At 72.8% G+C, this 5,270-nt stretch carries 5 protein-coding genes and 1 pseudogene; all 6 read right to left on the reverse strand.

Going from position 1 to position 5,270, the window contains the following annotated elements; all coding sequences use genetic code 11:
• Nucleotides 1-266: 266 nt before the first annotated feature.
• Entirely contained in the window at nucleotides 267-1,373 is a 1,107-nt protein-coding gene (locus tag EHS43_RS36525; RefSeq protein ID WP_125194895.1) for an NAD(P)/FAD-dependent oxidoreductase, read from the reverse strand.
• A gap of 162 nt (nucleotides 1,374-1,535) precedes the next feature.
• Nucleotides 1,536-1,943, reverse strand: a complete 408-nt coding sequence (locus EHS43_RS36530; protein WP_125194896.1) for a DUF3224 domain-containing protein — start codon at nucleotides 1,941-1,943, stop codon at nucleotides 1,536-1,538.
• Nucleotides 1,944-1,993: 50 nt separating this feature from the next.
• The gene (locus EHS43_RS36535; protein WP_125194897.1) at nucleotides 1,994-2,908 is read right to left on the reverse strand and encodes a YceI family protein; all 915 of its coding nucleotides are present in this window, start codon (nucleotides 2,906-2,908) and stop codon (nucleotides 1,994-1,996) included.
• 43 nt (nucleotides 2,909-2,951) lie between these two features.
• A complete protein-coding gene (locus tag EHS43_RS36540) occupies nucleotides 2,952-4,019 on the reverse strand; it encodes a maleylacetate reductase (RefSeq protein ID WP_125194898.1) in 1,068 nt (355 codons plus the stop codon).
• Entirely contained in the window at nucleotides 4,016-4,885 is an 870-nt protein-coding gene (locus EHS43_RS36545; RefSeq protein ID WP_125194899.1) for an intradiol ring-cleavage dioxygenase, read from the reverse strand. Before EHS43_RS36545 ends, EHS43_RS36540 begins: the two co-directional genes overlap by 4 nt.
• A gap of 48 nt (nucleotides 4,886-4,933) precedes the next feature.
• Nucleotides 4,934-5,270, reverse strand: a pseudogene (locus EHS43_RS36550) (2,4-dichlorophenol 6-monooxygenase); the annotation flags it as partial.

Below are 5,270 nucleotides of genomic sequence, written 5' to 3' on the forward strand. Positions count from 1 at the left end.
CCCCGGCCACGACACCCCCTGCGAGTCCCCGATCCCGCACCAGCAGCAGATACCGCCGATGGCCGCCGCCCGCAGCGAGCCCGCACCCGGGGCCGCAGCTGGGCCACCCCCGACCGGACCCTGCACGAACCGTCCGGTCACGCGCCGGCGGGCATCGGCCTGCGTGCACGGCTCGGTGTCGGACCCGCTCGTCCTGGGAACGTGCGCCGCAACTCTCCCTGACGCACGCCGAGTCCACCAGCGAGCCTAGTCACCTTCCTGCCCGATCAGGCCGCCGTATAGCCGAGTTGGCGGCGCATGTACGGCGTCATGAGGGTCTTCGCCTTGGCCAGGGTGCTGGTGCGGCCGCCGAGTACCGCCGTCTCGCCGCCCGGCACGGGCAGCATGGTCACCCCGTCCGCGGGGCCGAAGGGCACGATCAGCGGGGTGCGGTGGATGGGCCGGTAGAAGCGGGGCTCCTTGCGGTGGCGGCCCGAACTGTTCAGGTGGGCGCGGATGTTCCAGGCGGCGAGGTCGGCCTGGGCGAGCGCGGCCGGGGTGATCTTGAGCTCGGTGGCGTCGTTGACGTCTCCGACCGCGAAGACGTCCAGCTGCCCCTCGGCCCGCAGCGAGCGGTCGACCTTCACATGCCCGGAGGCGTTCAGCCAGTCACCGTGTCCGGCCAGGCGCAGCCAGAGCGTGTTGGGGGTGGTGCCGGTGGCCCAGAAGGACAGGTCCGCGGTGATGACCTCGCCGCGCGCGTCCCGGTAGGTGCCGAAGTCGTTGCCCGGGGACATGAAGGTGTCGAGCCGTACCTCCACGTCGTGCGCCTCCAGCCAGGCGCGCGCCTTGCGGCCGGCCCGTTCGCTGCCGGTCCTGCCGAGCAGCGCGGGACCGGAGTGCGCGAGCGTGACCCGGGCGTCCGGCCGGGCCAGCCGGATCTCGGCGCTGAGTTCGACGCCGGAGGGGCCGCCGCCGACGACGAGGACGTGCTCGGCGAAGGCGATCTTCTGCTGGTGCTCGGCGAAGGCCTTCATCGCCTCCTCGGTGGTGGTCCCGGCGAAGCGGGCCGGTTCCGGGTAGTCGGCGCCGGTCGCGATCACCACCACGTCGTAGGGCAGCCGTGTGCCGTCGGCCAGCACCACCCGCCGCGCGTCGGTGTCGATGCGCAGCGCCTTGCCCACGACGACCCGGCCGTGGGACAGCAGACGGTCGTAGGGGATGAAGGGCGTCGCGCTCCACTCCCTGCGAACTCCCGCGCGCAGGGAGGAGATACGGTGGAAGAAGACCTCCTTGCGGTCCACCAGGGTGACCCGGGCCGTCGTGTCCAGCCGTTTCGCCAGCCGGACGCCCGCATAGCCGCCGCCGATCACCACTACGTCGCCGTCACTCACGCCGAGACTCCTGAACCGTGGGGGGAGGGAGTGCCGTGACGGACGAGCCGCTCCCCCGGGCACTCGGATGACGGCGAGCGTAACGCTTGAAACATAAAGTTTCGGTTGGGTCGTGTGAGCTTTCCGTGGAGAACGCGGGGTGGCGGCGAACGGCCCCGGAAACTAGCCGAGTTCGTAGTCGAGCCGGATCCGGTGCGTGCCGTCGGCGTCGACCGTGAGGCTCCCGGTGCCGGAGATTCCCGTCAGGTCCCCGGTGCCGCTGGAGGGGACGATCGTGAAGAACTCCGCGGTACGGTCGCCGCCGGTGGTCGTCGCCGAGTGCGCGAAGTTGAAGGCGCCGGACCGCCCGTGCACCGAGCCCTCGAAGGACTCCATGGCCACATAGGTGCCGATGCCCGACTCCTGGTCGTACGCGGCGGTGAACAGGGTCGCCGAGCGGCCGGCGACCTCGCCCTCGAAGTGCTTCTCCATCGTCGCGACCCCGACCGGGAGCCCGGTGGTCACGGCGGGCTCGGGCGCGAGCCCGGTCGGCACGAACGCTTTCACGCTGAATGTTCCGTCGGCTCTCATGTGCCGACCGTACCGACCGGGTCCGACAATGCCCTGCCGTCCGCGCGCGCCTACTCCGGCGGGGTCGGCGTGTCGTGGGTGCGGTACATCGCCTGGACGTCCAGTTCCAGCTGGACCGTGGGGCCGACGACCGCGATGCCCCGGGCCAGCATGGACCGCCAGTTGAGGGTGTAGTCCTCGCGGTGCAGCTCCGCCGTGGCGAGGGCCGCGCAGCGCAGTTCCTCGCCGTAGCCGCCGTTGACGGTGCCCAGGTAGGTCGTGTCGAGGGCGACCGAGCGGCTGACGCCGTGCATGGTCAGGCTGCCCTGCAGGGTCCACTTGCTGCCGCCCCGGTAGGCGAAGCGGCTGCTGACGAAGTCGATGTGGGGGAAGCGTTCCACGTCGAGGAAGTCGCCGGAGCGCAGGTGGTTGTCGCGGGTGGTGTTGCCCGTGGTGATGCTGGAGGCGTCGATGCGGACCTGGACGCGGGACTGGGACATGTCCTGCGCGATCTGGATGCCGCCCTCGAAGCGCTCGAAGCGGCCGTGGACGTGCGCCATGCCGACGTGCTTGGCGATGAAACGGATCGCGGTGTGCGGCGGATCGAACAACCAGACGCCGGGCGAGGGCAGTTGGAGGGCCTGGGCCGGCTGGAGCCAGACCCGTTCGGCGGGCGCCGGGCCGCTCGGCCCGACCTCGACCGTCTCGCGGTGCGGCTGGAGCCCCTCGGCCGCGGCCAGCAGGCTGTAGCGGCCGGGCGGCAGTACGGCGACGAAGTAGCCGTAGGGGTCGGTCGTGCCGCGCGCCGCGACCCGGTGCGTGTCCAGGGCGGTGACGGTGACGTCCGCGCCCGGCATGGGGGAACCCATCGGGTCGACGATCTCGCGGGCCACGGCGCCCGCGCCTTCGGGGAGGGGGACGGAGAGGCCCGCCGCCTCGGCAAGGGCAGCCTTGGACCGCCGGCGCCTGAGGAGTGCGAGGGCCATGATGTTCACCTTTCCTAGGGGACTTGCTGTTCTGCCGCGGCGCTCATGGCCGGCGGCCCTCGTAGGCCGCCCGGAGCACCGCCCGCACGCCGTCCGCGGTCACGGGACGCGGGTTGGCGTACGGCTGCCCCGCCACCTGTACGGCCGCCTCCGCCAGGTCGGTCTCCTTCAGACCGAGTTCGGCGAGGGAGCGCGGGGCGCCGAGGCGGCCGGCCAGGTCCCACAGGGCTCCTGGCGGGTCGTCGGCTTCGAGTGCCCGGCCCAGCGCGGTCAACGCGTCCGGAGCGGCGGGGGCGTTGTACGCGAGCGCGTACGGCAGGACGACCGTGTGCGTCTCGGCGTGCGGCAGCCCGAAGGTGCCGCCCAGGACGTGGCAGAGCTTGTGGTGCAGGCCCATCGTCGTCGCCCCGAGGCACGCCCCGCACAGCCATGCCCCGTACAGGGCCCGGCCGCGCGCGTCCAGGTCGGCGGGCTCCGCCGCGAGTCGGGGCAGCGCCTCGGCCAGCGCCCGTACGCCGTCCGTCGCCATCAGCGCGATCAGCGGCGAGGTGTCCGGGGCGTAGAGCGCCTCGACCGCGTGCGCGAGGGCGTTGACGCCGCTGGTCACGGTGAGCGGTGCCGGCAGGGAGAGGGTCAGTTCGGGGTCGTAGACGACGCTGCGGGGCTGGACCCGCGCGTCGCGGCCGGTGCGCTTGACGCCGCCCTCGGTCAGGCCCCACACGGGGGTCATCTCGGAGCCCGAGTAGGTCGAGGGCACGGCGATCAGCGGCAGTCCGGTGCGCAGGGCGATCGCCTTGCCGAGGCCGATGGAGGAGCCGCCGCCGACCGCGACGACACCGTCGGCCCCGGCCGCGCGGGCCACCGCCACGGCCCGGTCGGCGTCCTCGACGGGTACGTGCATCCGGGCCTCGGCGTGCAGCCCCGCGCAGGAGTCGCCGAGCGCGTCCGCCACCGCCCGCGCGACCGCCTCGCCCCGGCTGCCGCACACCACCAGGACCCGCCGCAGGCCCAGGTGTTCGACCTCGCCGGGGGTCGCGCTCACGGCGGCGCCCGGCCGGAACGCGACCCGCACCGGACGGCTCTCGTAGGTGAAGTCGCCGGTGAACGTCATGCGTTCGGCTCCAGTACCAGGTCGAAGCGGGCGTGCCGGAAGGGGTTGGGGATGCCGAACTCCGCGGCCAGGGAGGGGTCGTCGGTCGTCGCGAAGTCCTGCACCAGACTCCGCTTCACGGCGAAGACCGCGTCGGAGTCGAGGTAGTCGCTGCCCGCGACGAAGATGTGGGTGGTGACCGGGGTGTGGCCCTCGGCGCCGACGATGAAGTGGATGTGCGCGGGGCGGTAGGGGTGCCGGCCGGTCGCGCGCAGCAGGTCGCCGACCGGGCCGTCGGTGGGGATCGGGTAGGGCGCCGGGACGCAGGTGCGGAACCAGAAGCGGCCCTCGGCGTCGGCGGTGAACAGTCCGCGTCCGTTGCCCGTCGGCTGCACGTCGGGCTGCTGGACGTCGTAGAAGCCCCGGTCGTCGGCCTGCCAGACGTCGAGGACGGCGCCGGGCAGCGGGGTGCCGTCCGCCGACAGCACCCGGCCGCTGACCACGCACGGCTCGCTGCCGCCCACCAGGTCGATGTCGTCGCCGAGCTCCCGGACCGGTGACTCGGTCATGTGGAAGGGGCCGAGGACGGTCGACTCCGTGGCGCCCTGGGCGCGGTCGCCGTTGACGGTCTCGACGAGCATGGACAGGCCGAGGACGTCCGACAGGAGGATGAACTCCTGCCGGGTGTCCGTGCACGTCTGTCCGGTCGCCGTCAGGAAGGTGATCGCCTTCTCCCACTCGTCCTGGGTGAGCCGGGTCTCGCGCACGAAGTCGTGCAGATGACCGATCAGACCGGCGAGCAGTTCGCGCAGGCGTGGGTCGGCGGTCGCGTGGAGGCTCGCGACGGCCTCCTCGGTGACGCTTGCTCCGGTCGCGTCGCTGGTCATCCCGGCTCCTCCTGCTCGACGGCGTTGCACTGCTGCCATGGTCGCGCGTTATCGGGCGTGACCGAGGATGTGCCGCAGCGCGTCCGCGAGGAGCGCCCCGGCGTCCGGGGCGGCACTCGCGTGCCGGAAGGCCACGAACCCGTCGGGCCGTACGAGCAGGGCGCCGGCGTCGGAGATCTCGCTCAGCCGCGCCCAGTCGCCGTACGGGTCCTCGTACTGCTGCCCGGGACCGATGACCACGGTGGCGATCTCGACGTCCTGGGTCCCGGCGGCCCGGACCCAGTCCTCGCCGCCGATGCCGGTCAGCAGGGTGAAGCGGCCCTGTCCGACGGTGTCGAGGGTGGAGAGGGTACGGGTGCCGGAGGTGATCCAGGCGTGCGGGATG

The organism is Streptomyces sp. RP5T (genome assembly GCF_003933965.1).
Taxonomy (GTDB): Bacteria; Actinomycetota; Actinomycetes; order Streptomycetales; family Streptomycetaceae; genus Streptomyces.

Excerpts from the sequence above, each read along its gene's own strand:
- EHS43_RS36530 (WP_125194896.1), bottom strand. The coding sequence starts at position 1,943 with ATGAGAGCCGACGGAACATTCAGCGTGAAAGCGTTCGTGCCGACCGGG.
- EHS43_RS36540 (WP_125194898.1), bottom strand. The coding sequence starts at position 4,019 with ATGACGTTCACCGGCGACTTCACCTACGAGAGCCGTCCGGTGCGGGTC.
- EHS43_RS36545 (WP_125194899.1), bottom strand. The coding sequence starts at position 4,885 with ATGACCAGCGACGCGACCGGAGCAAGCGTCACCGAGGAGGCCGTCGCG.
- EHS43_RS36535 (WP_125194897.1), bottom strand. The coding sequence starts at position 2,908 with ATGGCCCTCGCACTCCTCAGGCGCCGGCGGTCCAAGGCTGCCCTTGCC.